This is a genomic window from Rhizobium sp. 01T444, assembly GCF_056398305.1.
This window is the reverse complement of the sequence record NZ_JBFTPD010000039.1, coordinates 31899-58167: the sequence shown is the minus strand read 5'-3', so window position 1 is coordinate 58167 and position 26269 is coordinate 31899. Positions and strand designations below refer to the sequence as shown.

22 protein-coding genes and 1 pseudogene are annotated in these 26269 nt (G+C 61.7%); 15 read left to right on the top strand and 8 right to left on the bottom strand.

Annotation, left to right across the window (positions count from 1 at the left end):
• Both AC1DTN_RS33210 and AC1DTN_RS33205 read right to left on the bottom strand, forming a co-directional pair.
• Window positions 1-1428 (bottom strand): MobA/MobL family protein (locus AC1DTN_RS33210; protein ID WP_477924374.1); only part of this gene is annotated, 1428 nt, incomplete at its 3' end.
• Between the two features lie 910 nt (window positions 1429-2338).
• Window positions 2339-2809: a DUF992 domain-containing protein gene (locus tag AC1DTN_RS33205; protein WP_113324417.1), complete on the bottom strand. Its 471-nt coding sequence runs from the start codon at window positions 2807-2809 to the stop codon at window positions 2339-2341.
• A gap of 523 nt (window positions 2810-3332) precedes the next feature.
• On the opposite strand from AC1DTN_RS33205, the gene AC1DTN_RS33200 reads away from it, so the two are divergent.
• Genes AC1DTN_RS33200 through AC1DTN_RS33190 form a run of 3 tightly spaced genes read left to right on the top strand, consistent with a single transcriptional unit; the run spans window position 3333 to window position 6935 of the window.
• Window positions 3333-4166: a formate/nitrite transporter family protein gene (locus AC1DTN_RS33200; RefSeq protein ID WP_477924372.1), complete on the top strand. Its 834-nt coding sequence runs from the start codon at window positions 3333-3335 to the stop codon at window positions 4164-4166.
• Between the two features lie 7 nt (window positions 4167-4173).
• On the top strand, window positions 4174-5322 hold the full coding sequence (locus AC1DTN_RS33195; RefSeq protein ID WP_477924371.1) for an HlyD family secretion protein: 1149 nt from the start codon (window positions 4174-4176) through the stop codon (window positions 5320-5322).
• Window positions 5319-6935, top strand: a complete 1617-nt coding sequence (locus tag AC1DTN_RS33190) for an MFS transporter (protein WP_442207171.1) — start codon at window positions 5319-5321, stop codon at window positions 6933-6935. Before AC1DTN_RS33195 ends, AC1DTN_RS33190 begins: the two co-directional genes overlap by 4 nt.
• Window positions 6936-7091: 156 nt before the next feature.
• Here AC1DTN_RS33190 and AC1DTN_RS33185 read toward each other — a convergent pair whose 3' ends face one another.
• Both AC1DTN_RS33185 and AC1DTN_RS33180 read right to left on the bottom strand, forming a co-directional pair.
• Window positions 7092-7739, bottom strand: coding sequence for an HAD hydrolase-like protein (locus AC1DTN_RS33185; RefSeq protein WP_477924370.1), 648 nt, complete (start codon window positions 7737-7739; stop codon window positions 7092-7094).
• Window positions 7740-7797: 58 nt separating this feature from the next.
• Window positions 7798-7984, bottom strand: a pseudogene (locus AC1DTN_RS33180) (non-homologous end-joining DNA ligase); the annotation flags it as partial.
• A 324-nt stretch (window positions 7985-8308) separates the two neighbouring features.
• Here AC1DTN_RS33180 and AC1DTN_RS33175 point away from each other — a divergent pair.
• The 6 genes from AC1DTN_RS33175 to AC1DTN_RS33150 all read left to right on the top strand — a co-directional run bounded on the left by AC1DTN_RS33175 (window position 8309) and on the right by AC1DTN_RS33150 (window position 16130).
• Window positions 8309-9496 carry an efflux RND transporter periplasmic adaptor subunit gene (locus AC1DTN_RS33175; RefSeq protein WP_477924368.1) on the top strand — a complete coding sequence of 396 codons (1188 nt, stop codon included), beginning with the start codon at window positions 8309-8311 and terminating at the stop codon, window positions 9494-9496.
• A 3-nt stretch (window positions 9497-9499) separates the two neighbouring features.
• Complete coding sequence (locus AC1DTN_RS33170) at window positions 9500-12610, top strand: efflux RND transporter permease subunit (RefSeq protein WP_477924366.1); 3111 nt, start codon at window positions 9500-9502, stop codon at window positions 12608-12610.
• Between the two features lie 31 nt (window positions 12611-12641).
• Window positions 12642-13892: an oxalate decarboxylase family bicupin gene (locus tag AC1DTN_RS33165; protein ID WP_113324423.1), complete on the top strand. Its 1251-nt coding sequence runs from the start codon at window positions 12642-12644 to the stop codon at window positions 13890-13892.
• Window positions 13893-14099: 207 nt separating this feature from the next.
• Window positions 14100-14639 (top strand): sigma-70 family RNA polymerase sigma factor, encoded by a 540-nt coding sequence (locus AC1DTN_RS33160; protein ID WP_477924364.1) that lies wholly within the window; start codon window positions 14100-14102, stop codon window positions 14637-14639.
• Complete coding sequence (locus tag AC1DTN_RS33155; protein ID WP_442207177.1) at window positions 14626-15393, top strand: anti-sigma factor family protein; 768 nt, start codon at window positions 14626-14628, stop codon at window positions 15391-15393. The genes AC1DTN_RS33160 and AC1DTN_RS33155 overlap by 14 nt, the downstream gene beginning before the upstream one ends.
• A gap of 20 nt (window positions 15394-15413) precedes the next feature.
• Window positions 15414-16130, top strand: coding sequence for a Bax inhibitor-1/YccA family protein (locus AC1DTN_RS33150; protein ID WP_477924362.1), 717 nt, complete (start codon window positions 15414-15416; stop codon window positions 16128-16130).
• A 141-nt stretch (window positions 16131-16271) separates the two neighbouring features.
• On the opposite strand, the gene AC1DTN_RS33145 is transcribed toward AC1DTN_RS33150, so the two are convergent.
• The 3 genes from AC1DTN_RS33145 to repA all read right to left on the bottom strand — a co-directional run bounded on the left by AC1DTN_RS33145 (window position 16272) and on the right by repA (window position 19779).
• The gene (locus AC1DTN_RS33145) at window positions 16272-17399 is read right to left on the bottom strand and encodes an RHE_PE00001 family protein (protein ID WP_477924361.1); all 1128 of its coding nucleotides are present in this window, start codon (window positions 17397-17399) and stop codon (window positions 16272-16274) included.
• A 197-nt stretch (window positions 17400-17596) separates the two neighbouring features.
• Entirely contained in the window at window positions 17597-18586 is a 990-nt protein-coding gene (gene repB / locus AC1DTN_RS33140; protein WP_477924360.1) for a plasmid partitioning protein RepB, read from the bottom strand.
• Window positions 18583-19779, bottom strand: coding sequence for a plasmid partitioning protein RepA (gene repA / locus AC1DTN_RS33135; RefSeq protein WP_477924359.1), 1197 nt, complete (start codon window positions 19777-19779; stop codon window positions 18583-18585). The genes repB and repA overlap by 4 nt, the downstream gene beginning before the upstream one ends.
• A 201-nt stretch (window positions 19780-19980) precedes the next feature.
• Here repA and cobF point away from each other — a divergent pair, with 201 nt between their 5' ends.
• The 5 genes from cobF (at window position 19981) to AC1DTN_RS33110 (ending at window position 24303) form a co-directional block, all read left to right on the top strand.
• Window positions 19981-20745, top strand: a complete 765-nt coding sequence (gene cobF / locus AC1DTN_RS33130; protein ID WP_477924358.1) for a precorrin-6A synthase (deacetylating) — start codon at window positions 19981-19983, stop codon at window positions 20743-20745.
• A gap of 78 nt (window positions 20746-20823) precedes the next feature.
• Window positions 20824-22185 (top strand): precorrin-3B synthase, encoded by a 1362-nt coding sequence (cobG, locus tag AC1DTN_RS33125; RefSeq protein ID WP_477924357.1) that lies wholly within the window; start codon window positions 20824-20826, stop codon window positions 22183-22185.
• 2 nt (window positions 22186-22187) lie between these two features.
• Complete coding sequence (locus AC1DTN_RS33120) at window positions 22188-22820, top strand: precorrin-8X methylmutase (protein ID WP_477924356.1); 633 nt, start codon at window positions 22188-22190, stop codon at window positions 22818-22820.
• A complete protein-coding gene (locus AC1DTN_RS33115) occupies window positions 22817-23542 on the top strand; it encodes a precorrin-2 C(20)-methyltransferase (RefSeq protein ID WP_477924355.1) in 726 nt (241 codons plus the stop codon). Before AC1DTN_RS33120 ends, AC1DTN_RS33115 begins: the two co-directional genes overlap by 4 nt.
• Window positions 23539-24303, top strand: a complete 765-nt coding sequence (locus AC1DTN_RS33110) for a precorrin-3B C(17)-methyltransferase (protein ID WP_477924353.1) — start codon at window positions 23539-23541, stop codon at window positions 24301-24303. Before AC1DTN_RS33115 ends, AC1DTN_RS33110 begins: the two co-directional genes overlap by 4 nt.
• Here AC1DTN_RS33110 and AC1DTN_RS33105 read toward each other — a convergent pair.
• On the bottom strand, window positions 24267-25037 hold the full coding sequence (locus tag AC1DTN_RS33105) for a cobalt-precorrin-6A reductase (RefSeq protein WP_477924378.1): 771 nt from the start codon (window positions 25035-25037) through the stop codon (window positions 24267-24269). The two genes, AC1DTN_RS33110 and AC1DTN_RS33105, sit on opposite strands and share 37 nt — an antisense overlap.
• Here AC1DTN_RS33105 and cbiE point away from each other — a divergent pair.
• Window positions 25036-26265, top strand: a complete 1230-nt coding sequence (gene cbiE / locus AC1DTN_RS33100) for a precorrin-6y C5,15-methyltransferase (decarboxylating) subunit CbiE (RefSeq protein WP_477924351.1) — start codon at window positions 25036-25038, stop codon at window positions 26263-26265. The genes AC1DTN_RS33105 and cbiE overlap by 2 nt on opposite strands.
• Window positions 26266-26269 lie beyond the last annotated feature (4 nt).

Here is a 26269-nt window from a genome sequence, read left to right as displayed (position 1 = left end):
CTCGTCGAGCACGAAGACCGTCTTGTCGTCGAGCCGGTCTCGGCCCCGGCTCCAGCGCTGTTCCCAGGACGACAGGGTGCGAGAGACGATGCCCGCTTCCTTCTCCAGTCCTTCCGCCGCCTTGCCGGCAAGTGCTGCGCCGATGACACGGTAACCTTGCGCCTCCCAGGCCTCGCGGGCCGCCTTCATCATCGTCGTCTTGCCGGCACCGGCGCGGCCGATCACGGTTGCGATCCGCTCGCCGCCGGCAATATGTTCGATCGCCACCTTCTGCTCGTCCGAAAGACGCGGATGGCGCAAAAACGTCGCCTCGAGAACTCTGTGCCTGACACCACGCGATGAGCGCTGCGACAGCCAGATCGCCCGGTTCGCCATCTCGGCTTCCAGGCGGATCATCTCGCGGGTCGTGTACTTCGCCGGCGAGCGCAGGCCAGTCGCAAACTCTGTTCGCTCACCTTCGAGCATCACTATCTGACGACTCTGCAGGATTTGCGCCATCAGGCTTCGGAACACCCTGGCATCATCGATATAGCGATGCAGCACCTTGCCCACATCACGTTCGTCGAAAACGCTTTTCTCCCGCGTGATCAGGTCAAGCACGATATCGGGAGTGAGCTGGATACGGCGAGCATTCTCTGCACGCCGCTCCTCCTGCAATTCCAGTCGATCGAGCACAACGGCTTGACCGGAATTCGAGGCCTTTTGTAGGAGCGCCTTCGTGGCAACGCCAAGATGGGCGGTTGGCGCCAGCTCGATCCCCTGCTTTTCGAAGGAGCGCCCATCGACCCTGACGTCGAGACCGGCAAGCGCCAGATGCCGGTTCTGGCAGGCAAACCACCCGTCGCGGAATGCATTGAACTCGTCGATGTCGCCCACCCAGCGCTCGTAGACGATCTTACCGGCGCCATAGCGGATCGGTTGGCCGTCAGGACCGAGCACGGCGACGATCTTGGGTCCGAATCCATCCTCGGTCAGCGGCCGCAGCGTCATCATCAGATGCACATGCGGATTGCCCGGAGCGTCGTGATAGACCCAGTCGGCAACCATGCCCTTCGCGGTGACATGGGTCTCCACGAAGTCGCGCATCAGGGCGATATTCTGCTCGGACGAGAGCTCGATCGGCAGCCCGATTGTGACCTCCTTGGCAAGCTGTGCGTTGGCTCGCTTCGAGGAAGACTCCACCTTGTTCCAGAAGGACTCGGATGCGCTGGAAACGGAACGATCATCGATCATCGACTGTAGCCACTGCGGCGCGTCCCAAGGAATGGAGAACTCCTCGTGCAAAAGCCCCTTCTTGCGCGTGTAGTCGATAGTTCGCGCTTCCCGTTCGAATTCCATTCTGGCGCAATGGCAATAGGCCGCCAGCTGCACCGCGCTGCGTCCAGAGCCGCGGCCGACGATCCTGACGGAGAAATGTGATATGGCCACGTAAAAGCCTCTTGCGAACGAAACCTATGGTTCGTCGAAAGCGGAGACACTCTTACGAACAAGACGCGACGGAAATGCTCTTAGCTCCGCTCCTTCGGAACGGTCGCAAGGATGCGCAAACGTGTTGTCTGCGCCAACTCGCATTTGTGTTAGTTATCGCACCGAGGCGCAACCAACTGACGCTGTACCAATGCGGAGCAGTCGCCGCACTCAGTCCAATCTAAAGAATTTCTCAAGTGTGTTGACGCACTTATTCGGGTATTTCATGGATCGCGGCTACGGCAATCGTAGCCTCACCCGCCTGTGTCCTCCGTGTTGGCCTTACTCTCCACGAGACGTTGCGCCCGTCGGCTAGCATCGCAAATACGTTCGTATTCGCCAAAGATGAACACGGCTGCTTCAACGCTGGGGGCGTCAATTTGAATAGTCTCAAGACGGATTCGGACACGCCGTGCCGCAAGCCATGATTTGTAGCACGTTGATAGGGCGAACGCTGTGGCGGCAATAGCGCCGGGAACACCTGCCATGCGTGCAATCTCTTCTAGAAGGTCGCTCATAGGCCAACCATTACGGCCGAATGGTTGGTGCCAAAACTATCTCGGAAGGCGCGCGAGTTGAGATCAGTGGCTCGTCCGCTCGATTTGGCTGATCCGCTATGTTTGCGCGGCTGCCAGCATCAGTTCCACGCACTCATTGGACTTGCTCTCTCAACGAGGTGACCCTCTTCGTTCCTCAAAAGGAGTGAGCGCACCTTGCAGGACGTTCCGGAGGTGAGAACGATGATTGATAGCCTCGGGGGGGGGTGTGGCCATGTTGCGAGCCATCGGCGATCGCAATAGAAGCTCGTTCGCATTTTGCCGGCCTCCCGAACGCTGCCCGCGAAGCCGGTCTTTTGGACTCGACTTCGGGATCAGTTTGCCGGCTGCAGCTTCAGAGCTGTGACGCCGACGGCCAGATTGACGCCGACATCGCCTTCGAGCGAAACCGGCTGCAGCGAGACGGTTCTGCTCGTTCCGCCGACCAGCACATTGGCGCCGCCGCCAATACCGACGCTGGCATCAGCCGTGACACCGGCATAATTGCCCTCCAGGCCGGCAACCGGTTCGCGCGTGGCATTGAAGACGAGCCAGACCATCCGACCCTTCTCCACGGTGCCGACATCGAGGCCGAAATCGGTGATGGTGCCGACATAGTGCTGGCCAGCATCGCCGGAAGCGCTCGGCGTAAAGATGCAGTCGACATCCTGCTTGGAGCCGACAATGACACCGATGCCCTTGGAAACGTCGCAATCCAGCTTGCCGACATCGGCCTGGGCGGCGTTTGCAACGACAGGCGCGGCCAGCATGCCGGCGACGAGAAGGGAAAGAAGGGCGGTTTTCATGATGGATCCTGTTCGAAGTTAAGGTTGCTGTCGGCAGCGCAGTTCATGGGAGCTGACCGCGGGTACTGCCTGACATCGTCGACGAGGACTCGCCGATCGACGAAAAGAATAGGGGTGCGGCCGGATCGGATGAAATCGCGCGCTGGTCTAGGCGGGCCAATACGTAAGTTTAGTTCCGCCCGGTACGAATTGGGCGTATCTTCCCACCTATCGCCTGGGGCCTCCTCCTGACAGGCGATAGAAATCTCGGTTAAGGCTTCCCGGTGTCCCTCCCCACCGCCCGAAGTCACGGATTGCCCGAGGATCCGCAAATGGCCGCCTTTCCGTATCGGAAGGCGGCCTCTTTTTTTCAGCATTGCGCGATGTCGCGACCGAAGTAGCATGCGAGCATGACAACAGATGTCCCGGCCTGTTCGGAGATAGCCTAGACGTAGGTATGATTCAGCAATGCGGCTTGCGCGACTAGCTTTTCGAGCGTCCGGGACGAAGCCCGGTTCGATCATCAAAGAGACGAGGTACTGTCATGTATCAGGATTCGATTGATCACTTTGCCCAGTCCGGCGAAGAGAAAGCCGAAGAGGTCCGTAGCCACTTTCCCGCCTTCCTGATCGGGGCGGCGATGGCCGGCGCCTATATCGGTTTCGGCGATATCATCATGTTTACCGCCGGCGCTCATGCCGATCCGGCCTGGGCGCATCTCGTTATGGGCGTGGTCTTCTCCTCTGCCCTGACAATCGTCGTCTTTGCCGGCAGCGAGCTTTTCACGGGAACGGCGATGTATATGCCGCTTGCCGTGCTGACGCGGCGCAGCCGCGTTGCCGATATGCTACTTGTCTGGATCGCGGCCTGGATCGGCAACCTGATCGGCGCCGTGGTACTCGCCGGACTCTTCCATCTGGCCGGCGGCGGTGTGCTTCTCGGCGACGGAAGCCAGGCGTTCTTTTCGATTGTCTCGGCCAAGATGTCGGCGGGATCGCTGGAGCTTCTTGCCCGCGGTATTCTCTGCAACTGGCTTGTTTGTCTCGCCATCTGGATGGCTGGACGCACGGAAAATGCCGCTGCCAAGATCATGTTGATCTTCTGGCCGATCACCATCTTCGTGGCCGCCGGCTACGAACACAGCGTCGCCAACATGTTCACCTTCTCGATGGCGCTGATGGGCGAGCATCCCGCAAACATCACGCTTGCTGCCGCCGTCCATAATCTCGTCTGGGTCACGCTCGGCAACCTCATCGGCGGCGCGGTTTTCATGGCGCTGGGCTACTGGCTACAGGTCCATGGCACCGGCCACGTCTCCTTCACGCCGGTCCCGGTTCGCGTCCGCGCAAAGGTTTCCGCTGACCACAGCAAGAAGTGAGGCGCGCATGGCCAAGCAGATCACCGTCACCAGCCTTAGCCCATCCGAGCCAGCGCGCTCGCCGCCGCCAGAAGGTCCCGCCGCGCCGGCTGCGCCCTCCCCGGGAGCCGTGGTGTCCTTGAGACGGCTTGCCATTCCCCTTCTCGCCATCACGCTCGTGGGCACCGGAGTGGCCATCGTGAGCGTCGACTGGAACCGTTGGGTGGCGGGCGCATCGCATCAATCGACGGACGATGCCGTGGTCAGCGCCGATGTCTCGACGCTGAGCGCCCAGATCAGCGGCATCGTCCAGAGCACCCCGGTCACCGATTATCAGGCGGTGACGAAGGGCCAGTTGCTCGCTGAAATCGATCCGCGGGAATATGACGCCGCGGTCGCCGCCTCGAAGGCCAATCTTGCAGCCGCAAACGCATCGCTTGCCAATCTCGCAAACCAGATCGAATTGCAAAAGGCCGTCGTGCAGGTGGCTGAAGCGCAGAACGCATCGGCCCTGGCACAGCAGACACAAACGGAGCAGGAGTTCCACCGCCAGACCAGCCTTGGCGGCGCGACCTCGCAACAGCTGCTGCAGCAGGCGCAGGCCGCCTATCTGCAGGCTCAGGCTTCGGTCAAATCGACGGCAGCCTCGATCGCGCAGCAAAAGGCCCAGTTGAACGTTCTGAACGGGCAATCTCCGCTGCTGCAGGCGCAGGTGAATGCGGCTGAGGCATCGCTCGATACCGCCCTGATCCACCAGGGCTATGCCCGCATCTACGCGCCTTTCGATGGCGTCATTGGCCGCAGGCTCGTCCATGAAGGCGATTTTGTCGCGGCCGGCACCAGCCTCGTGTCGGAAGTGCCGCTTCCGAGCGTCTATATCACCGCGAATTTCAAGGAGACACAGCTTTCCCGGATCACGCCGGGCCGCGCTGCGGAGGTTTCCATCGACACCTTCCCCGGCCAGTCGCTGCATGGCAAGGTCGTCGGCCTGTCTCCGGCAAGCGGCTCGATCTTCGCGCTGCTGCCGCCCGACAACGCGACCGGAAACTATACCAAGGTCGTCCAGCGCATCCCGGTCAAGATCGTCTTCGATCCCGGCCAGCCGCTAGTTGATCGGCTCAAGCCCGGAATGTCGGCCGTCGTCAGGGTGGATACCAAGCAGGGCCCGGACCAATGAGCGCGGCTCCGCGCGCCTTTGGTCCGCTGACCAGCGGCACGACGACGAGCCATCCGTATCTTATCGTCGCAGCCCTGTTGCTCGCTTCCTTCGTCGTCGGCTTCGATACGCGTGTCTTTGCCGTCGGCCTGCCCGATATCCGTGGCGCCTATTCGCTTGGCTTCGACGAAGCCTCATGGCTTAGCACCGTCGCCAACGCACCGCAGATCCTCATTTCATCGGCGGTCGCCTGGATCGCCACCGTTTTCGGTGTGCGCCGCGTAATGATCCCGACGACATTGGTCTATGCCTGCATTTCGCTCATTATTCCCATGGTCCATGACGGCGGCGCACTCTTTGCGCTGCATGCGGCGCGAGCGCTGCTGCTCGGCGTCTTCATCCCGGCCACCATCATGGTTATCTTCCGCAATCTCGACATGAAATACTGGCTGATCGGCCTTTCGATCTACGCGCTTCGCGTTCCGCTATCGCAGAATCTCGGCTTCGTGCTCGTCGGCATCTATGATGATTATCTCGGCTGGCAGTGGGCCTATTGGCAGGATGTGATCGTCACGCCGATCATCGCCCTTCTCCTCATCATCGGTGCTCCCAAGGAAGAGATCAATTCAAGCCTGCTAAAGGATGCCGACTGGGGCGGCATGATGCTGCTGGGATGCTCGATGACGATGATTTATGTCGGTCTCGATCAGGGCAACAGGCTGGACTGGTTCAATTCCGGCATCGTCACCTCGCTGCTGGCAGGCGGCACGATTCTCTTCATCGGCTTCCTCATCAACGAGAGTGTCGTCGCCAATCCCTGGGCGCATGCGAGCGTGATCCTGTCGCGCAATATCGGCATCGGCTATGCGATCATCATTGCCTTCACCTTTGCCAGTTCCGGCGCCTCGATTTCCATTCCGGGCTTCCTGCAGTCGGTCGTCGGATTGCGGCCGATCGCCATATCCGAACTCTACATTTTCGGCGCGGTCATCCCGGTCTTTCTGTTCATCGCGTTTGCGATCTTCCTGCTGCGCCGGATCGATGCGCGCCTTTGCATCATGATGGGGTTATCGGCGATGGCGCTCGGCTCTCTCTGGGGATCGAACCTCTCCATAACATGGGCGCCGTTTAATTTCCTGCCGGCCGTGCTCCTCCATACGGCGGGGCAATCCTTCGCCTTCTTCGCAACCGTCGTCTACCTGATCGCAAATTCCGACCCGAAACGCTCGACGGCCGTATCCGCCTATATCCAGGTCATCCGGCTCGGTAGCGTCGAACTGGCCCTGAGCCTCTTGAACACCTGGTTCCGACAACGCGAGCAGTACCATTCCAATATCCTGACGGGGCCGATCTCGGGATCGTCGAGCAATCTTCACGGCGTACTGGCTAAGCTGGAGACGCTGTTCGGGACAAGCCATCGCGGGAGTCTCGAAGCCCTCTCCGCAGTTGCGGCTGATATCCATGCGCAGGCAAGCGTGCTTGCCTATGCCGATATCTTCGTCCTGTCCTTCTGTTCTGCGATCGCCGGCCTTGCGCTTGTCGCCTGCATGGGCGCCATGCCCTTCGGACCGCTGCATCCCGATTTCCGCAAGAACCCGCCGGCCGCCGACGCACACCCGGCCTCAGCCAGCTGACCGGGCGACGCTCGATATTCCTTCGAATAAGCCTTGGTGCATCGATCGCGGCATGGACGGATTCCCCATAGCCCTCCCCTTGTCTTGCGGGCCGTCGGCCCGCGCGCTGAGTTGCGCAACAATTCGTAAGTGACGCGCCAGCCTCGATTTCCCCCGCTAAGATCGCGACTGACCCTTAGCCCGAGCGAGGCGGACAAGATCATCTGCCGTCTCGACCAGATGCGTCGGAGAAGCGGCTTCGAGCGCCTCGCGCCGGGCATATCCCCAGGTCACCGCCGCCGACGCCACACCCTGGCTGGCCGCTGCCTCGACGTCTCTCACCTCGTCGCCAACGACGATGGCCTCGGCTGGCGGTCGGCCGGTCGCTTGCAACACACGTCTGATCCGTTTGCCCTTGCCGAAGAGAGAGGCACCGCATTCGAAATGCGTGAACAGGCCGGCCGACGGACCGAGGGCGCGCTCAATGTTGACGCGGCTGTTCGAGCTAACGATCGCGAGCGAGACGCCCTGCGCGGCGAGTTCCGAAAGGAGTTTCCCCGTGCTCGGGAAGAGCTCGACGGTTGCCATGCCGGCGAGTTTGCGCATGTCCCGCGCGATGAAGGGTAGCCGCCAACCTGGGATCTCCAGCCATTTGAGGATTTCGCGATTGGAAAGACCGCGAAGATAATCGATCTCGGAATCGGTGGGCTTCCTGAACCCGTGACGATCGGCCATCTGCCGGAGCGCGCCGACCATCCAGGCGCCGCTGTCGGCCAGCGTGCCGTCAAAGTCAAAAAGAAAAAGCCGGTAGGTCGAGGCGATCATAAGTAGCTGAGTAACAGGTCCGAGCCTTCTGATCGAGGGGGCCGATCTCGACCTATCGTCACGGTAGCCCGTCGGACAGATCGAAGATAGTGGCGTTGTCCTCTACCTCGCCCAGTCCCTTGTAGGACGCATGACGCGGGCTCCTTCATGATCCAGCCGCGAAACTCGATCTCGGCAATCAACGTCGGCTCGCCGAAGTCCAGGGTCTTCCCCTGAGCGGGACCGCCCGGCGTCGTCGTCTTCAACGTGTTGTATAGGTGCAGTGAGCCGGTGCGACTGCTTTTCGCGCCGGTCCTTCCACATGCCGGCGGCTATCCGGATGCGGGAGCGTATACCTATGGGGAACGGCGACTAGACCTGCGTATAGATGCGCCAGTGCCCGCCCGGACGTAGCCTTCTCGCATTGAATTGATCCGGCAGGACACAGAAGCGCCGGTCGGCCTGCCGATAATCGGCAGCCTGACCCCTGGTTTTGGCACCAGCCCGTCAATTCAGGAGACAGATACGGAGGCCGCCCAATGCCGGCGGCCGTTGCAGCATAATTCAACCTTTAGCCTATGGAGCCGGCAGTGACATCCATCCGTACCGTGATTGAACCCCGTCGTCGCCGCAAACCGGCGATCCTCGCTGCTGCCGCCATTCTCGCCATTGCGGGCGGTTCGGCCGCAGCCTTCTGGTTTGCAGGAACCGAGCCGACCATTGCCGCACCGGAGCCCGGTACGCCGGCAGTGCCGGTCGAGGTCGCGACCCCAGCCGTTACCGACGTGCCTGTCTATCTCGACGGCCTTGGCACGGTGCAGGCGAACTATACGGTCAATATCACGACGCGTGTCGACGGAGAGCTCCAGAGCGTGATGTTTGTCGAGGGGCAGGCCGTCAAGAAGGGCGATGTGCTCGCCATCATCGACCCGCGCCCTTTCCAGGCAGCCGACGATCAGGCTGCCGCCAAGATCAAGCAGGACCAGGCCGATCTCGCCAACGCCCAATATCTGCTCGGCAAGGACCAGAAACTGGGCCAGCAGCAGATCGTCACGCAGGAAACCGTCGAGCAGCAGCAAAGCATGGTGGCAAGTGCACAGGCACAACTTGCGCAGGATCAGGCCGCCAAGGAGGCTGCTGACGTGTCGCTCTCTTATACCGAGATCCGCTCACCGATCGACGGCCGCACGGGTATCCGTCGGGTCGATCCCGGCAACGAAGTCCAGACGACCGATACGACACCGATCGTCACCGTCACCCAGACGCAGCCGATCACTGTCATCTCCACGCTGCGTGAGGACGATCTCGACGCAGTGCGTAACGCGCTGAAGGCCGGCCCGGTCGAGGTGACGGCGATGTCGATGGACCAGTCGCAGCAGCTTGCGTCAGGCACGCTCTCGCTCATCGACAACGAAATCGATCAGGCAAGCGGCACGATCCGCATCAAATCGATTTTTGAGAACAAGGATGATGCGCTCTGGCCCGGTCAATTCGTGACGCTGAGGGTCAAGCAGCAGACGCTCCAGAAGGCCGTGACCATTCCTTCCGCAGCGCTTGAGCGGGGAGAGGACGGCTTCTTCGTCTACGTTATCGATGCCACCGGCACGGCTGCCGTGCGCAAGGTCACCCCCGGGCCGATCGAGAGCGGCCACGCCGTCATCGAAAAGGGCCTTTCCGGCAACGAACAGGTCGTCACGTCGGGCCAGTATCGGCTGGATGTCGGCACTCATGTCAGCATTCAACAGGCGGCCGCTACGCAAGCCGCCAGCAAGGAGTAGGCCATGTCGATCTCCTCCTGGTTCATCGAGCGGCCGATCGCCGCCTCACTAATGATGGCAGGCCTCTTCGGCATCGGTATAGTCGCCTACCCTCTGCTGCCGGTTGCACCCCTGCCGCAAGTCGATTTTCCGACAATCCAGGTTTCGACACAGCTCCCCGGCGCCGATCCGAAGACGATGGCATCGGCGGTAACGCAGCCGCTAGAACGGCAGTTCGGGCAGATCCCCGGCGTCACCCAGATGACCTCGACGAGTACGCTCGGCTCGAGCGCGATCACTCTGCAATTCGATCTGTCGCGCGACGTCGATAGTGCCGCCCAGGACGTGCAGACCGCAATCAACGCAGCCGGCGGGCAATTGCCGACGGACCTGCCTTCGCCGCCAACCTATCGCAAGGTCAATCCCGCCGATCCGCCGGTCATGGTTCTTGCGCTCACTTCAGATACCCTGCCGCTGACGCAAGTCGACGATTTTGCCGAGAGCGTGCTCGCGCAGCATGTCAGCCAGATCGACGGCGTTTCGCAGGTTCTGATCTTCGGCCAGCAGAAGCCGGCCGTACGGCTGCAGATCGATCCCGGCAAGATCGCCGAGATGGGACTTTCGCTTGAGGATATCCGCAGCGCCGTTACCGGCATCACCAGCAACTCACCGAAAGGCAGTGTGCAGGGTGGAGAGCACACCTACACGATCTATGACAATGACCAGCTCCTGAAGGCCGCCCCCTGGAACGATTCGATCGTCGCTTATCGCGACGGCGCTCCGGTCCGCATCAGCGATATCGGCCAGGCGATCGACGGACCGGAGAACGATCAGCTGGCGGCCTGGGCTGATGGCAAGAGGGCGATCCTTCTGCCGATCTTCAAGCTCCCGGGTGCCAACATCATCGATACGGTCGGTGCGATCCGCGCTGCCCTGCCGCAGCTGCAAGCGATCGCACCGGCCGCCATCCACCTCTCCATCCTCAGCGACCGGACGACCACGATCCGCGCCTCGGTGGCGGATGTCGAAACGACGCTTGTCATCACCATCGCCCTTGTGGTCATGGTGATCTTCATCTTCCTGCGCAATGTCTGGGTGACGGTGATCCCGAGCGTCACAGTGCCGCTGGCGCTACTGGCCACATTGGCGCTGATGTATGCCGCTGGCTTCAGCCTCGACAATCTCTCGCTGATGGGCTTGAGTATCGCCGTCGGTTTCGTCGTCGACGATGCGATCGTGATGGTCGAGAACATCCATCGCCATATGGAGATGGACAAAACGCCGAAACAAGCGGCAATCGACGGCGCGCGCGAAATCGGCTTCACCATCATTTCGATCAGTATCTCGCTCGTCGCCGTCTTCATTCCGCTGCTCCTGATGGGCGGCATTGTCGGCCGGCTATTCCGGGAGTTCGCAATCACCGTGACGATGACGATCGTCGTCTCGGCAATCGTCTCACTGACCATCACACCGATGATGAGCTCACGCTTCCTGAAGCCGGAAAAAGACGCCCGCCACGGCAGGCTGTACAATATGAGCGAGAAGGCGTTCGACGGGCTTCTTGCCGCCTATCGCTACACGCTCGATATCGCGCTGCGCCATCACCGGCTGACCATGACGGTCTTCATCGCTTCGCTTGCGGCAACAGGCTTCCTGTTCGTCAATATTCCCAAGGGCTTCTTCCCAATCCAGGACACCGGCCTGATCACCGGTACACTCGAAGCCGCGCAGGATATTTCCTTCGCGGAAATGTCGCGCCACCAGCTCGAAGCAGGCAATATCGTTGCCAGCGATCCCGGAGTTGCGACCGTCGGCATGGCCGTCGGCAGCGGAGCGGGCCAGACCGTCAATAACGGCCGCATGTTCATCACGCTAAAGCCTGAAGACCAGCGCGATGCCTCGGCAAGCGAAATCATCAACCGGCTTCGTCCGAAACTCGCGCAGATGCAGGGTGCAGAACTCTTCTTGCAGCCAGCGCAGGATATCAATGTCGGCGGACGGGCCTCGGCCACGCAGTTCCAGTATACGCTGCAGGACGGTGATGCCGGAGAACTCGACGACTGGGCAGCCAAGCTGCTCGCCACATTCAAGACGCTGCCGGAGCTGACCGATGTCGCCACCGACCAGCAGAATAGCGGCGCTACCGTGACGCTTACGATCGACCGTGACCAGGCATCGCGCTTCGGCATTGCGCCGCAAACGATCGACGATACACTTAACGATGCTTTCGGCCAGCGCCAGGTCACCCAGTATTTCACCGACCTGAACAGCTACCATGTGGTTCTCGAGCTTGCGCCGCAGTTCCAGAATTCACCGCTGGCGATCAACGGTCTCTATATCAAATCGCCGCTGACCGGCGAGCAGGTTCCCTTGAGCCAGCTCGTCAAACAGACGACGGAGCCGACGGCCGTGCTTGCCGTCAACCACCAGAGCCAGTTTCCGGCCGTTACACTCTCCTTCAACCTTGCAAAGGGGACCGCGCTCAGCCAGGCGGTTGCCGCGATCAGCAAGGCTGAGGCCGATCTCGGCAAGCCGGCAACCGTCATCGGCACGTTCCAGGGCAATGCTCAGGCCTATCAGAGCTCGCTCTCGAGCGAACCGCTGCTGGTGCTTGCAGCGATTGCCGTGATCTATCTGATCCTCGGCGTACTTTACGAGAGCTATTTCCACCCGCTGACGATCCTGTCGACGCTCCCCTCCGCCGGCCTCGGTGCTCTCGCCATGCTCTGGGCCTTCGGCTTCGACTTTACCGTGATCGCGCTGATCGGCGTGATCCTGCTGATCGGCATCGTCAAGAAGAACGGCATCATGATCGTCGACTTCGCCATCGCCGCCCAGCGCGAGCAGGGACTGTCGCCGGAAGACGCAATCCGTCAGGCCTGTCTCCTGCGCTTCCGCCCGATCATCATGACGACAGCGGCGGCACTTCTTGCCGGCCTGCCGCTGATGCTCGGCCACGGCACCGGCTCGGAACTGCGCCAGCCACTCGGCTACGCCATGGTCGGCGGTCTGCTCATCAGCCAGGTGATGACGCTCTACACCACGCCGGTCGTTTACCTCTACCTGGAAAAGCTGAGCGAATTCGTCAGCCGGAAACGGCCCGCCATCGCCCGCGCAGACGCCCCGGCGGAATAACCCTCCCAATCGACACGAAAGGATTAAAACCATGGAACCTCTTTCTAGACGTACGGTTCTAGCGCTCGGAGCGATGGGCGGAACGGCACTTGCGGCGGGTGCTGCGCGGGCGGCGAGTTTCGGCAATCCCGACCAGCCGGCCGAGGGCGCGATCAACGCCAATCCAGCCGGCCTGTCCGATCCCGGCCCGAAGAACCCTGCCATCAACGACCAGTTTCCCTCGTTCGGCAGTCCGCCGGCAACCGATGTCGGCGACATGCAGCTCTTCTGGGGCTCGTTCAACAATGCGCCCAAACGCATCCAGAACGGCGGCTGGGCACGGCAGGTGACGAAGGCCGATTTTGCAATTTCCGAAGCGGTCTCCGGCGTCAACATGCGCCTTGGCCCCGGCGGCATCCGCGAGATGCACTGGCACCGGGCCTCCGAATGGGCGATCATGACCAATGGCCGCTGCCGGGTGACCGTGCTTGATCCGCAGGGCCGCGCCTATGTGCAGGACGTCGAGGCTGGCGATCTCTGGTATTTTCCAGCCGGTTTCCCGCATTCACTGCAGGGTCTTGGGCCCGAGGGCTGCGAATTCGTCCTCGTCTTCGACGAGGGCGACCAGTCCGAATACGGCACGTTGCTCCTGACCGACTGGCTGGCGCATACGTCGCCCGAACTGCTTGCCAAAAACTTCGGCGTACCGCAGGACACGTTCAAGAACATCCCATTGCAAGATCTCTGGATCTTCCAGGGCCAGGAGCCGGGTCCGCTTTCGGCCGACCAGGAAGCCGTCGCTTCTGCTGGCCTGCCGCCCTACCCTTTCACCTACCGGCTGACGGCATCGGCACCGCTGAAGCAGAATGCGTCGGGCACGATCCAGCTTGCCGACAGCAGCATCTTCAAGGTCTCCAAGACGATCGCTGCGGCGATCGAGACGATCAAGCCGGGTGGCGTGCGTGAAATGCACTGGCATCCGAATGCCGACGAATGGCAGTACTGGATCAAGGGCGAAGGTCGCATGACGGTATTCGATGCCGGCCCGCGCAGCCAGACCGCCGATTTCCGACCCGGCGATATCGGTTATGTCAAACGCAGCCAGGGCCATATCATCGAGAATACCGGCAAGACCGATCTGCAATTCGTCGCCGTCTTCAAGGTCGCCGATTATCAGGAGGTCGGGCTTTCCTCGTGGCTCACGCATACGCCGGCCGCCCTCGTTGCCCAACATCTCAATGTCAGCGTCCAGGACATTGCGAAATTCCCTTCAGATCAGCCGGGGATCATGCCCGAGGGATGACCCCGGGGTATCATGCCCGAGGGCTGACCCCCGGGGTACCTGCCCAAGGGTTACTTCCTTGCATTAAGGCTGCGAGATACCACCTCCGCCGTGGCAAAGGGCGGAGGTTTTTGGCGTTGCCCGAAAACCGGCACTCCCTTTCCAGCCGATCCAAAAAAATCTGCATCGCTTCGGAATAAAATCTGCGATGCTTTCGTATACTCAATCATGGAACGGAAAGAACGCCCCTTCGATGTCATCGGTCAGCTCGCAGCGCTTCGTCGCTACGCGCGCTCGCTGGTGCGCAATTCGGATGAGGCGGAGGATCTTGTGCATGATGCCCTGGTTCGGGCCTTCGAGAAGCGCAAGAGCTTCCGCAGCGGCGGAAACCTGCGCACCTGGCTGCTTTCCGTTCTGCACAATGCGCATATCGACCGCGTGCGGCAGACCCGCTCGCTGACGCGCCGCCATGACGAGGCGGCGGTCGAGGCGGAGCAGTCGCTGCCGGCCGGACAGGAGCATGCGGTGCGCCTGCAGCAGGTGCGCAACGCCTTTTTCAATTTGCCGGAAGAGCAGCGCGAAGCGCTGCATCTCGTGGCGATCGAGGACCTGTCCTATCAGGAAGCGGCCAATGCGCTCGGCATTCCCGTCGGCACGCTGATGTCGCGTATTTCCCGCGCCCGCGCCCAGTTGCGCGAGTTCGAGGAGAAGACACCGCGCATTTCGCATCTGAGATTAATTGGAGGGAACGGCAATGAAGGCGATTGATCCAATCATCGATGCCGATCTCGACGCCTACGTAGACGGCGAGCTCGATGTTGCGCGGCGTATCCAGGTGGAATCCTATCTGTCGGAGAATCCGGCGATCGCCGCCAAGGTCATGGCCGATCTCAGCATGAAGGGCGAGTTGCGCCTGGCGCTGGCAGGCGAAAGCGCCTTTGGCCGCCCCGAAACGCGCGATGCCGCCCGAAAGCTGGAACGCGGTCTTTCCTATGGTCGCATCCTGCATTCGGTGCAGCGCATCGCTGCTGTCGGTGTTCTGCTTGCCGCCGGCTGGGTGGCGCATAATTCCTTCGGCGCCTTTACGGCAACGGAGGTTTCGGCTTCTGTTCCGGCCCCGGCCTATGTCGAGGATGCGGTGCGCGCCTATCGTACGGCAGCGCTTCGTGAAACCATCCCGTCGCAGACGGCGCCGGCCTATAGCGCCGATGAAATCCGCGCTGCGACCGCAATCGTGATGCCCGAACTGCCAAAGGACTGGAAGGTTGCCGACGTGCAAATCTTCCCGTCGGATTTTGGCCCGAGCGTCGAAATGGCCATCGAGGAGACCGACGGCAAGCGCCTGTCGCTCTTTGCGGTGCGGCCGGGTGCCTTTGAGGTGAAGCCGGTCAGCCATGTTGCCCTTGAAAAGACAGAGGCCGCCTACTGGCAGATCGGCGACGTCGCTTATGCGCTGATCGCCGACAACAGCGGCACCAATCTCGATCAGGCAGCCGAACGGCTTGCCCGCTCGCTCTACTAGTTCAACCGAGGAGATCAGTCATGAACCCGATCAATCCCCGCTATGGTTACGGCTCCGGCGCCCAAACACAGACCCTTTTCGACGAAGGTCTGCGCCAGCACATGCTGCGCGTCTACAACTATATGGCGCTCGGCCTCGTGATCACCGGCATCGTTGCCTTCATCGTCGGCTCGACCCCGGCGCTCTACGTGCCGATTTTCCAGACGCCGCTCAAGTGGGTGGTGATGCTGGCACCGCTCGCCTTCGTGTTCTTCTTCTCGTTCCGCATCCAGTCGATGTCGGCAAGCACCGCACAGATGACCTTCTGGGCCTTCTGCGCTGTCATGGGCCTGTCGCTCGCCTCCGTCTTCCTGGTCTTCACCAAGACGAGCATCGCGCAGACCTTCTTCATCACAGCTGCCATGTTCGGCGCAATAAGCCTCTATGGCTACACAACGAAGCGTGACCTTTCGAAGATGGGTTCGTTCCTGATGATGGGCCTGTTCGGCATCATCATCGCCGGTATCGTCAACATCTTCCTAGGTTCGTCGGCCCTGCAATTCGCCATCTCGGTGATCGGCATCGTCGTCTTCGTCGGCCTGACCGCCTACGACACGCAGAGCATCAAGGAACAGTATTCGGAAAACTACGATCAGGAATCGAACCAGAAGCTGGCCGTCTTCGGCGCGCTCTCGCTCTACCTGAACTTCGTCAACATCTTCCAGCTTCTGCTCAACTTCACGGGCGAGCGGGAATAAGGACTGCGCTTCTGGGGGCAATGGAAGCGCAGAGCGCCCGGTTCGAAATCTGTGACAGGATGGCGGATCGGGTGCTCACCCTAAAGAAACGGCCGGGCTTGACGCCCGGCCGTTCTCGTTTGTGGCAACGGCCCGTGGGTTTCAGATGATACCCCAGGCCCGGTAGCGGCCGCGACCGGTGATCTCGCGAATACCGATCTCGTTAATCAGGTTCAGCGCGCCACGTTGCGTGACGCCAAGCTCGCGGGCGATCATGGCGGCCGACACCATCGGCCGCGACAGAATGAAATCGGCAAGCTGCGGCAGGCTGCTATTGGAGCGTCGGCCGCGAAAGCGCAGCTCCATCTGCGTGCGCGCCAGCGACAGGCGATCGATCTCCTTGAGGCCGGTGATCGCACTCTCCCGCATCGCATCGAGAAAGGCCTGCAGGCGTGTGACCCGGTCACGCGAGCGGCGGCGCTCATGACGGATCTGCTTCAGCCCTGTGTGAAAAGAAAAGAGATGCGAGGCGACCTTGCCTCTGAGACGCAGGCTGCTGGCAATCAGCAGGCCACCCAGCCAATGTTGGCGACGCACCGGCTCGATCCGTTCCCAGGCGTCGAAGAGGATGGCGGCGGCCAGGCTGGGCGGCAGCTCCTCGACGAGCGGGATCAGACCACGCCATTCCCGAAGCCGTTCCTCCTCGTTCCATTCGTCGTCACAAAACAGGCCGAGCGGATCGTCATCGCGCTGCGAGGGCGCGACCCCCTCCGGCTCTTCGGCAACGGGCTTTCCGGCATGGCGGTCGAGAAGTTGTTGCGAGCGGGCGAGCAGCGCATCGAGCTCGGCGAGTTCAGCGGCAAGCGGCGCCTCGTCATCCTCATCATCAGGGTCGCTCCCAGGCTCCGCACCTCCCGCGTCTGGCACCCTCTCCTGCCCTTCCAATGTGCTGGCAGTTAAAACACCAAGACCTGCCGGGCTTAGCGCCCAGCCGGGATCGGCCGTCTCGATGCGCCTGCGGATACGCAGCACGGAATGGGCAATCGTCAGCTCATGGCTTGGCGCGCGGCTATCCATATGCGCATCGTGCAGAACGAGATCCTCGACATGCACAAGCTCGCCTGCCACCCACAGGGCGCCTGCCGCATCGAGATAATGGCTGCGCTCGGCAAAGCCCTGCCCCACCGGCGAGCGCGCTACCCGCTCATCAAGCCGTGCCAAGCCATCTTCCGCCCGGGCAATGGCTGGAAGCAGCGTTTGGAGCATTGCGGCGTCGATATCGTATCGCATTGTTAGGCTTGCTGGATTCTCACAAAGGGAAGCGAAACCCGCGTTTTCTTCCGTCAGTTATCTCATGGCGCAAAGACACGGACAATGACGTGATCCCCCCGCCCTAGAAGTTTCCACCGGGTTTTCTGATGGGACCATTTACGAGCGTTGGTGTATTGCGCGCACGCGGGGCAACGGTTCGCCCCCTCCATTCAGCCTCAATCGGCTTTCCCGGCCTTATAGGCGTCATAGAGCTCATCGAGACGACCAGAGAGATAGGCACCGAAATCCGGCGCATCACCGGTCTTCAGGGCGATGGTGAAGGACGAGCCGGAACTCTTGATGCGGCCGGCGATCTTGCCGCCGCTGGCAGGCTTCCAGTCATATTCAGTGCCCTCGGGCTTCGTCTCTTCCTTCTTCGAAAGCTCGGCGATGACAAGCTCGAAGCGACGGTCGCTCTCGACGGCGTTAAAGGTGGAAGAGCCAATCAGCTTGGTCAGACGTGAGGCCGCGGCTTCAGTCCAATCCTGCGCAAGCGCCATCCAGCGTCTGCGGCCGATACCGGGGGCGGCTCCGACGGCCTGGATGATATCGGCGGGAATAGCCCTTGCCACGGAGATGAGCTTCGACAGTTCCGTCTTGTCGGTCGAGAGCGCCTTCATGATGACAGGGCGATCGAACTTCTTCAGTTCAAGATTGAGCGCGAACACGGCGCGCTCGATATAGGACAGATTGCGGCGCGCCGAGTTTTCGATGCCCTGGGCGATCACGAGATCGGTATCGTCGAGCTTGCGGATGACGGCCTGCACCTTTCGACCGAGCAGCTTGACGGCCTGGAGGCGGCGATGGCCATAGGCGACCTGGTAGCGCCCGTCGTGATGCGGATTGCGCCGCACCAGGATCGGCACTTCCTGGCCGTTCTCGGCGATCGACTGCACGAGTTCGTCTTCGAGATCGAGCGGCTCATCAGCGAGGCGATCGCGGATGAAGGACGAATCGATCAGCTCAGGGTCGAGTTCGACGATATGTTCGCCTGACAGCAGGGCCTCCTCCATCGCCCTGCTCTCTTCCTCCATGCGGCCGAGTGTCWGGGCCATGGTGCGCACCGGACCGGCGGCACCGCGCGCAGCGGTTTCCTCGAAGTTGGCCGCGGCCAACTCCTGCGCCGTGTCGGTGAACAATCCCTTCAGTCGATCTCGTCTGCTCATGCGCGGCCCCATGCTTTATGGATGCTGGTGATAATTTCGCCGTTGGCGGCGTTAACCGATTCCAGTGCCCGGTCATAGGTGGAGCGGCGAACCTGCCCCTTTTCAATTTCATAAAGGGTCTGCTTGGTCAGGCCAGCATCGGCAATTGCAGTCGATTTCAGGATGGTCGCCGTCAGCACATCATCCCCGAAGAGACTGCGCAAGAGTGCCACGATCTGCGACTGCGGCGCGTCAAAAGGCTCATGGCGGGTGACGACATATTTAATGAAATCATGCTGCAGGTCGCCGCCGGCCTTGCGCACCACCGACAAGAGGTCGGACGTCATCAACAGGAATTGCGACATGGAGGCGACATCAACCATTTGCGGATGGATGGTGATGAGAAGCGAGGTGGCGGCGCAGACGGCGCCGAGCGTCAGATAGCCGAGCTGTGGCGGGCAGTCGATGACGACGATATCGTAATCCGCCTCAACCTCGGCGATTGCAATGCCGACGCGCCGAAAGAATAGCTCCTCCGGCTTCTGACGATCACTCAAGGCACGCGGCGTTTCATGCTCGAACTCCATCAGTTCGAGGTTGCCCGGGACCATATCGAGACCGTCGAAATAGGTCTTACGGATAATATCCTTCAACGGACGTCGTTGCGCATCGTAGCGGATCGCACCATAGAGCGTGTCGCCATCGCCGAGATCGAATTCCGGCTGAACGCCGAGCAGGGAGGAGAGCGAGGCCTGCGGATCGAGATCGATCGCCAGAACACGATAGCCTTCCAGCGCCAGATGCTGCGCCAGATAAAGCGTCGTCGTCGTCTTGGCCGAACCGCCCTTGAAATTGGTGATCGCAATCGTCTGCAGCTTCTCGCTGTCGCGGCGCCGGGGCAGGTAGGAGAGCGCATCCTTCGGCTTGATCTTCGCCATATGTTGGCGCAACTCGTTGATCTGGCCGAGCGTGTAGGAGCGACGGCCATTCTGCGAGACATCCGGCTGCGGACCCTTACCATCCAAGGACAGCTGGCGAAGATAGCCATCGGAGACGCCGATCATCTGCGCCGCCTCACCCGAGGTGAATGTCCGGAGCGTCTTTTGCGAAAGCGGCGGGAAGAGCCTTTCTCGCAGCAGCTTCAGCTGGCGTGAAAGCTGCGTGGCGTGCCGTTCGATGCGAACGTCCGTCGCTGATACGCTAATGTTGTCCAAAACACTTGCCCCTTCTTAAAGCGCTTTTCTTTCAACATAGCGTCAAAAAGCGTATCGAAGATGACATGATTCGGGGATGGCGACAATAAACGGTTCGCAAACCACACAGTTAGAAAGTTGGCCGCGGCCAACTCCTGGGTGCGCCCTTGCCAAAGACCTGCTTTGGCGGCACAAACCGCTGGAAATCGCGAGGCAGAAAGCGTGCGGCATATCCACATCATCGGTATCGGAACGGGCAATCCCGAACATCTGACAATCCAGGCGATCAACGCCATGAACGCTGCAGACGTCGTGTTCATCCCGACCAAGGGTGCCGCAAAGGCGGATCTTGCCGAGGTTCGCCGGGAAATCTGCGAGCGATATTTGACCCGCGAAGCTGTGCGCATCGTTGAATTCGAGGTACCGAAGCGCGCAACCCAGGACCGGAGTTACGTCCAGAGCGTGGACGACTGGCATGCTGCGATCGCCCTTATCTATGAAGGACTGATCGGCGACCTGCCGGAAAACGGTGCTGGTGCCTTCCTCGTCTGGGGCGATCCAAGCCTCTATGATAGCACGATCCGCATTATCGAACGGGTGCGCAACACCTGTGCCTGCTCCTTCGACTATCATGTCGTTCCCGGGATCACCAGCATCCAGGCGCTGGCAGCAAGCCATCGCATCCCTGTCAATCTCGTCGGCAAGCCGGTCGAGATCACCACCGGCCGGCGGCTGAGCGAAACGGGGCTGACGCGTGAGAGCACCATCGTCATGCTCGATGGCGAACAGGCTTTCTCGAAGATCGACGATCCCGATGCGGAGATCTTCTGGGGCGCCTATCTTGGCACGGAGAACGAAGTGATCCGCTCGGGCCGGCTTGGCGATATCGCTGACGACATCCTCCGGCTCCGGGCCGAAGAGCGCGAGCGGCATGGCTGGATCATGGATATCTATCTCCTGCGCAAGGGACGGGACTTCGAAGAGTAGCCGTCCCCATATCCAACCCCGATCTCGCTTTGCTGCATCCGGCGCGATCATGTAAGACATGGGCCAAAGGATGGTTGAATGCGCAGCGTTGGCGGCAAGATCTTGGAAGCAGAACGCCCTGAGAGAACAGGCATGCACCGTGGCGCCTGCCCGGCGCTCGCAGCCCCCATGCAAACCGGCGATGGTCTGCTCGTTCGCCTGCGGCCAGCGGGCGGCGCACTCACGATCTCCCAGTTCCAGCAGTTGGCCTCGGGAGCGGCGCGACATGGAAACGGTATTCTTGAAATCACCGCCCGCGGCAATTTGCAGATCCGGGGTCTTCAAACCGGCTCCGTTGGGCCGCTGGCAACCGAGATCGATGCTAGCGGCATCATTATACCTGACGGCGTGGCGATTGAGATGTCGCCGCTGCACGGCATCGATTCCGACGAGATCGCCGATGCGGCGGACATGGAAGCGGAACTGCGCAGCAAGCTCGGCGACCTTCTGAGCTCTCCGCACCTTGCTCCGAAACTCTCCATCCTGATCGATGGGGGCGGTCCGTTTTCACTTTCCGCGCTCGTTGCCGATATCCGCATCGTCGCAGAGCCCGCCGGGCAATGGCTGGTCTCAATCGCCGGCGACGAAGATGGCGCGATGCCATTGGCCCTCTGTAGTGCAGATGCCGCCGTCAATGCGGTCGGCGATCTTCTCCAGATGCTGATTGGAGGGGGCCGCCGGACACGCGCCCGAGATATCGACGCAACAATACTGCGCGCCCATTATCCGCAGATCGATAGCATCCGATCTACCCGGCCAGCGCCAAGGAAACCGTCCTTCGTCGGTGTCACGAGACTAGGGAATGGCAGCACGGTACTCGGCGTGCGCCTGACGTTCGGTCAGGCAAGAGCCGCCGATCTGCTCTCCTTTCTCACGTCAGCTGAAAGCGCTGGCGCACGGGAAATCCGGCTGGCCCCGGATCGTGGTTTCTTCGTGATTGGTCTGGCCGAGACGGCAATGCCGACTATTCAAAAAGTAGCCGCCGATCATGGCTTCAGCGTCACGGCGAACGAGCCGACCGAGCAGGTCGCCGCCTGCGCCGGGGCAGGGGCCTGTGCCTCGGCCTTCTACGATACCAGGGCTCTCGCCAGCCGGTTGATCGACCAGGTTCCCGCGCTCTTCGACGGCTCGCTGAAGCTTCACCTTTCGGGCTGTGCGAAGGGTTGCGCGCATCGGTGCGCGGATCTCGCGATTGTCGGTACGGGCGAAGGTTACGGCTTCATCGTCAACGGTCTCGCGGCAGACAGACCCGCTGCAAGGATTGCTGGCGAACGGATCGATTTCGCTATAGAGAGGCTCGCCCGGCTGATCAAAGACAAAAGAAGCGCCGGCGAGTCGAGCGCCGATTGCCTGAAAAGGCTTGGCTCCAACGGCCTCGCCGAGGCGCTGCAACAGGAATAGCAATGCCAGACTACGATTATATCCGCAGCGGAGACGCAATCTACGAGCGCTCCTTCGCAATCATTCGCAGCGAAGCCGATCTTTCGCGTTTCTCGCCCGAGGAAGCCGATATTGCTGTCCGCATGATCCATGCCTGCGGGTTGGTCGAAGCCGCACAGAATTTCGTCTTTTCACCCGATTTCGTCCATGCCGCGCGCATCGCCCTGCAGGATGGCGCCCCGATCTTCTGCGATGCGGAGATGGTGTCGCATGGTGTGACGCGAGCCCGGCTGCCGGCTCAGAACGAGGTGATCTGCACTCTGCATGATCCGCGCACCCACGAGCTTGCCCATCGGACCGGCAATACCCGCTCGGCTGCCGCTATCCATCTCTGGCTCGACCGGCTCCCCGGCAGCGTGGTTGCGATCGGCAACGCACCCACGGCCCTCTTCCATCTTCTCGAATTGTTGCGCGACGGGGCACCGAAACCGGCGGCGATCATCGGCATGCCGGTCGGCTTTGTCGGGGCTGCCGAATCCAAGGATGCGCTTGCGGAAAACTCCTATGGCGTTCCCTATGCGATCGTGCGCGGCCGGCTCGGCGGAAGCGCCATGACGGCGGCCGCCATCAATGCGCTTTCGAGGCCCGGCCTATGAGCGGCCGTCTGATCGGCGTCGGCACCGGGCCTGGCGATCCGGAGCTTCTGACCATCAAAGCGGTGCGCGCAATCGAGGGTGCCGACGTGATTGCCTATTTCGCCAAGCAGGGCAGAAGCGGCAATGGCAAGGCAATCGTCGAGCATCTCTTGAAGCCCGACATAGAACTGTTGCCGCTTTATTATCCTGTCACGACCGAGCTCGACAAGGACGACCCGCTCTACCTGAGCCGCATCACCGATTTCTACAATAGATCCGCCGATGCCGTTGCCCGTCAGCTTGAGGCAGGCCGCACGGTCGCGGTGCTGAGCGAAGGCGACCCGCTCTTCTATGGCTCTTACATGCATCTGCATGTGCGGCTGTCGCAGCGCTACCCGACCGAAGTCATTCCCGGCGTCAGCGCCATGTCCGGCTGCTGGTCGCTGGCGGGCATGCCGATCGTCCAGGGCGACGACGTGCTCTCCGTCCTGCCGGGCACGATGGGCGAGCAGGAGCTGACCCGGCGTCTTGCCGATACAGAAGCCGCCGTCATCATGAAGGTCGGCCGCAACCTGCCGAAGATCCGCCGTGCTCTGGAGGCTGCAGGGCGTCTTGGCGACGCGCTCTATGTGGAACGCGGCACCATGGCAAATGCCGCAATGGTCAAGCTTGCCGAACGCGGCGAGGGCGATGCGCCCTATTTCTCGCTGGTGCTGGTGCCCGGCTGGGAGGCCCGCCGATGAGCGGCCGGCTATTTGTGATCGGCACCGGTCCCGGCAATCCGGAGCAGATGACCCCGGAAGCACTGGCCGCCGTTGAAGCCGCCAATGATTTCTTCGGCTACGGACCCTATCTCGACCGCCTGACGCTGCGCGCCGACCAGACCCGCCATGCTTCCGACAATCGCGAGGAACTGGACCGGGCAGGGGCTGCTTTGGCGCTCGCCACCGGGGGTGCTGATGTCTGCGTCGTCTCCGGCGGCGACCCCGGCGTCTTTGCCATGGCCGCTGCCGTCTGTGAAGCGATCGACAAGGGGCCGGCGGAATGGCGCGGCGTCGATCTCACCGTTCTGCCCGGCATCACCGCCATGCTGGCGGTTGCCGCGCGCGTCGGTGCACCGCTCGGGCATGATTTCTGCGCACTGTCGCTATCGGATAATCTGAAGCCCTGGACCGTCATCGAGAACCGTCTGGCGTTAGCGGCACAAGCCGGTTTTGTCATTGCCCTCTATAATCCGATCAGCAAGGCCCGCCCCTGGCAGCTCGGCAGCGCCTTTGAACTGCTGCGCCGGCATCTGCCGGCCACTACACCCGTCATCTTCGGCCGCGCGGCCGGACGACCCGACGAGCGGATTACCGTGCAGCCGCTTGAAGGAGCCGATGCCGCCATTGCCGATATGGCGACCTGCGTGATCATCGGTTCACCCGAGACCCGGGTGATTGCCCGTGAAGGACAGCCGGATCTGATCTATACACCGCGCTTCATGGCCGGGGAGACGAGATGATCGATCGCCTCGAGCGCCGCTTCCACCGTTTCGACCGACGTCATGATGGCAGCGGGCGCGCGGGCGATCACGACAACCTTGATACCGAGCAGGCGTGCGGCCTCGATCTTGGCATAGGCCGCCATGCCACCGCTGTTCTTGGTGATGACGGCGTCGATACTGTGCTGCCGCATAAGGTCGATTTCGCTCTCGAGCGTGAAGGGACCACGGTCGAGGACGTAGTCGACATCGGCAAGGGCAAGCGGCGGATCGACGGGATCGACGCTGCGCACCAGATAGAAATGCTGTGGGGCGACCTCGGCATGATGGGCGCCCTGTCGTCCGGTCGCCAGAAAGACGCGGCGCGGGGCGGGGCCAAGTGCCGCAATCGCCGCCGGAATATCCGCAACGATATGCCAGTGATCGCCCGGTTCGGGCATCCATTCAGCGCGAACGAGCGCGAGCGCGTGGATACCGGTGCGTTCAGCAGCAACGGCGGCATTGGCCGAAATGCGCTCGGCGAAGGGATGGGTGGCATCGACCAGCAGGTGATAGCCTCCTTCCGTCAGGAATTTCGCCAGCCCCTCCGCACCGCCGAAACCGCCGATACGGACGGGAACCGGTTGCTGGGCGGGAGCCTGCGTGCGGCCCGCCAGCGACAGGAGAATGTCGAACTCTTCCCGCGTGGCCAGTTCTGCGGCGAGCCTGCGCGCCTCGCTGGTGCCGCCGAGGATCAGAATACGGGTCTTCTCCATGTCTGACACTTCCCCTTCCTGCCCGCGCTGGCTCACTCTTATCGGCATCGGCGAAGATGGTCCAGACGGGCTTGGCGAGGAGGCAAAGCGCCGGATCGCTGCTGCACCCGCCGTCTTCGGCGGTGCGCGCCATCTTGAACTTGCCGATAGACTGATCACCGGCGAACGCTTTGCCTGGCAGAGCCCCTTCGAAAAATCGGTCGAGGCGATCGAGGCTCGGCGCGGCACGCCCGTCGTCGTGCTGGCATCAGGCGATCCCTTCCTCTACGGCGTCGGGGCGACGCTGTCGCGCCATATCGCGGCACACGAAATGCACACCATCCCGGCACCCTCCGCGTTCAGTCTTGCTGCGGCGCGTCTCGGCTGGCCGCTGCAAGAGACGGCCTGTGTGTCGCTGCACGGACGCCCGCTCGACCTCATCCGCCCGCACCTGCATGCCGGCAGGCATATTCTGGCGCTGACCTCTGACGAGAAAGGGCCGCAGGCGCTGGCCGACCTGCTTGTCGCCAACCGCTTCCCCGAAACACGCCTGACGGTCCTGGAAGCGCTTGGCGGCGGACGCGAGCGCATCCGTAGCACGACGGCATCGGGCTTCGACCTCGACACGATCGACCCGCTGAATGTCTGCGCGCTGGAAATCGTGGCAGCGCCAGGAGCACGCATCCTGCCTTATAGTTCGGGTCTCAACGACGATCTCTTCGAACATGACGGACAGATCACCAAGCGAGAGGTCCGCGCCGTCACGCTATCGGCGCTGTCGCCGCGCCATGGCGAGCTCCTGTGGGATATCGGCGCCGGTTCCGGATCCGTCGGTATCGAATGGATGCTGGCCGATCCGTCTCTGAAAACAATCGCCATCGAACAGGCGCCGGAACGGGCTGCCCGCATTGCCCGCAATGCCGTCTCATTCGGCGTGCCGCAGCTTGCCCTCATCGAGGGGACGGCACCTGTTGCGCTCGCCAGCTTGCCCGCACCGGATGCGATCTTCATCGGCGGCGGCGGCAGCGAGACCGGCGTCATGGATGCCGCGATCAAAGCATTGAAGCGGGGAGGTCGGCTCGTTGCCAACGCCGTCACGCTGGAAATGGAAGCGTTGCTGTTCGCCGAATATGCGGCGCGCGGCGGCGCACTGACGAAAATCGAAATCGCCCGCGCCGCACCCGTCGGCCGCATGAGCGGCTGGCGGCCGGCCATGCCCGTGACCCAATGGCGCTGGACCAAGGAATAGAAGA

Excerpts from the sequence above, each read along its gene's own strand:
- AC1DTN_RS33115 (WP_477924355.1), top strand. The coding sequence starts at position 22,817 with ATGAGCGGCCGTCTGATCGGCGTCGGCACCGGGCCTGGCGATCCGGAG.
- AC1DTN_RS33160 (WP_477924364.1), top strand. The coding sequence starts at position 14,100 with ATGGAACGGAAAGAACGCCCCTTCGATGTCATCGGTCAGCTCGCAGCG.
- cobG (WP_477924357.1), top strand. The coding sequence starts at position 20,824 with ATGCGCAGCGTTGGCGGCAAGATCTTGGAAGCAGAACGCCCTGAGAGA.
- AC1DTN_RS33170 (WP_477924366.1), top strand. The coding sequence starts at position 9,500 with ATGTCGATCTCCTCCTGGTTCATCGAGCGGCCGATCGCCGCCTCACTA.
- AC1DTN_RS33110 (WP_477924353.1), top strand. The coding sequence starts at position 23,539 with ATGAGCGGCCGGCTATTTGTGATCGGCACCGGTCCCGGCAATCCGGAG.
- AC1DTN_RS33155 (WP_442207177.1), top strand. The coding sequence starts at position 14,626 with ATGAAGGCGATTGATCCAATCATCGATGCCGATCTCGACGCCTACGTA.
- AC1DTN_RS33150 (WP_477924362.1), top strand. The coding sequence starts at position 15,414 with ATGAACCCGATCAATCCCCGCTATGGTTACGGCTCCGGCGCCCAAACA.
- AC1DTN_RS33200 (WP_477924372.1), top strand. The coding sequence starts at position 3,333 with ATGTATCAGGATTCGATTGATCACTTTGCCCAGTCCGGCGAAGAGAAA.
- cbiE (WP_477924351.1), top strand. The coding sequence starts at position 25,036 with ATGTCTGACACTTCCCCTTCCTGCCCGCGCTGGCTCACTCTTATCGGC.
- AC1DTN_RS33105 (WP_477924378.1), bottom strand. The coding sequence starts at position 25,037 with ATGGAGAAGACCCGTATTCTGATCCTCGGCGGCACCAGCGAGGCGCGC.
- AC1DTN_RS33195 (WP_477924371.1), top strand. The coding sequence starts at position 4,174 with ATGGCCAAGCAGATCACCGTCACCAGCCTTAGCCCATCCGAGCCAGCG.
- AC1DTN_RS33165 (WP_113324423.1), top strand. The coding sequence starts at position 12,642 with ATGGAACCTCTTTCTAGACGTACGGTTCTAGCGCTCGGAGCGATGGGC.
- AC1DTN_RS33120 (WP_477924356.1), top strand. The coding sequence starts at position 22,188 with ATGCCAGACTACGATTATATCCGCAGCGGAGACGCAATCTACGAGCGC.
- AC1DTN_RS33205 (WP_113324417.1), bottom strand. The coding sequence starts at position 2,809 with ATGAAAACCGCCCTTCTTTCCCTTCTCGTCGCCGGCATGCTGGCCGCG.
- AC1DTN_RS33190 (WP_442207171.1), top strand. The coding sequence starts at position 5,319 with ATGAGCGCGGCTCCGCGCGCCTTTGGTCCGCTGACCAGCGGCACGACG.
- AC1DTN_RS33185 (WP_477924370.1), bottom strand. The coding sequence starts at position 7,739 with ATGATCGCCTCGACCTACCGGCTTTTTCTTTTTGACTTTGACGGCACG.
- AC1DTN_RS33145 (WP_477924361.1), bottom strand. The coding sequence starts at position 17,399 with ATGCGATACGATATCGACGCCGCAATGCTCCAAACGCTGCTTCCAGCC.